This is a genomic window from Clostridium celatum DSM 1785 (assembly GCF_000320405.1).
Classification (GTDB): domain Bacteria; phylum Bacillota; class Clostridia; order Clostridiales; family Clostridiaceae; genus Clostridium; species Clostridium celatum.
In genome coordinates this window covers 1-1,768 of the sequence record NZ_KB291682.1, presented here as the reverse complement: position 1 = coordinate 1,768, position 1,768 = coordinate 1, and the positions used below count along the sequence as shown (strand labels likewise).

Sequence of the window (1,768 nt, the reverse complement as noted above, 5' to 3'; positions counted from 1 at the left end):
TTTTGTGTCCAAAATATTGACATAAGACCAGATGGACGGTATGGAGATTCTCAGAGAACTTCGTAAGGAAAATGAAGAGACAAAGGTACTGATTTTGTCTGCTAGAAGTCAGATTGCAGATAAGGTTGATGGGCTAGATGCAGGAGCGAATGACTATATGGAAAAACCATTTCACCTGCAAGAACTGGAAGCTCGTGTGAGAAGTCTGACAAGAAGAAAATTCATACAGAAAAATGTCTGTTTGGAATGCGGCGACCTTCGTTTTGATACAAGAGAGCGGGTAGCGTATGCAAAGGAAAATCTGGTTGAATTGACAAGGAAAGAGAACGGAATCCTGGAGTACCTTCTTCTGAATAAGGGAAGACCGGTCAGTCAGGAAGAGTTGATCGAGCATGTCTGGGATTCTTCCTTGGACAGTTTCAGTAGTTCTATCAGAGTGCATATGTCTTCTCTGAGAAAGAAGCTGAAAGCGGGACTCGGTTATGATCCGATCGTGAATAAGATCGGTGAAGGTTATAATATAGGAGGATATGAAAAAGCATGAGAAAAATATCACTTCAGTGGAGACTGACGATTTTGACGACAGTGCTGATCACCATGTTGTGTGGATGTCTTACATTTCTTTTATATAAGAACGGAGTCTATTATTTTGACGCGCTTCAGGAGACGGTTACCGATCAAGGTGGAACACCGGAAGAGGTGTACATTGACATTCCGGATGATGAGTGGGATGATTTTGCGGCTCAGTTTGCCACGAAGATTTATAATTCAAAATTTGATTATAGAAACAGAAGTCTCCTGATTACTGCTGTTGTGGCGTTGTTTGGCGGAGCAGTGACTTATTTTGTCAGTGGCCAGGCATTGAAACCACTCGGAGAATTTTCAGAGACGGTAGAAAAAGTCCAGGCACAGGATCTGACGGATTATACGATTGAAGAAAATAAGATCTTAGAACTAGATAGACTTCGTACTTCTTATAATAAAATGCTTTTGCGTCTCTCGAAATCATTTGAGATGCAACGTCAGTTTACCGGAAATGCAGCGCATGAGTTGAGGACTCCTTTGGCATTAATCCAAGCACAGCTAGATCTCTATCATACGATGGATTATTCGAAGAGTGGAGAGGCGGCGGAAGAGACAATTCAGATGGTGACAGAACAGAACGAGCGTCTTAGCAAGCTAGTCAGAACACTTTTGGATATGAGTGAACTGCAGACGGTAGCACGCAACGACAAGATTGAACTTCACGGGTTGATAGAGGAAGTGCTGACAGATCTGGAACCGCTGGCGCAAGAGAAGAACGTTGAACTGATACAGAAGTCGCAGAGTATGATAGATGAAAAAGAAGAGGGTGAAGCTGAAGATTTGGTTCTGACAGGAAGTGATATACTGATCTATCGGATGCTTTATAATCTTATAGAAAATGCGATCAAATATAATCATACGGATGGAAGTGTTACGGTATCGGCAGAGAGAAAGAAGAATGAAGTTGTTCTGACGGTTGCAGATACGGGAAATGGAATTGATGAGACATTTAGAGAGCAGATTTTTGAACCGTTCTTCCGGGTGGATAAGTCAAGAAGCCGTGAGCTTGGCGGGGTGGGTCTCGGACTTGCAATGGTGCGTGATATCGTGCGGGAGCATGGCGGGAAGATCGAGGTTTATGGAAATGAGCAGGGTGGAATGACATTTGAAGTGAGAATGAGTATAGAAGGGAATATAAAATCTGGTTTATTTTAATTGGTCTTATGTCAATATTTTGGACACA

Annotated in this window: 1 protein-coding gene and 1 pseudogene; both read left to right on the top strand. The window is 42.4% G+C overall.

The genetic code is table 11. The features are described from left to right. Positions 1-34 precede the first annotated feature (34 nt). Positions 35-544, top strand: a pseudogene (locus HMPREF0216_RS13270) (response regulator transcription factor); the annotation flags it as partial. Beyond that, positions 541-1,740 (top strand): sensor histidine kinase, encoded by a 1,200-nt coding sequence (locus HMPREF0216_RS13265; protein ID WP_005215150.1) that lies wholly within the window; start codon positions 541-543, stop codon positions 1,738-1,740. The pseudogene HMPREF0216_RS13270 and the gene HMPREF0216_RS13265, both read left to right, overlap by 4 nt. Positions 1,741-1,768: the final 28 nt, after the last annotated feature.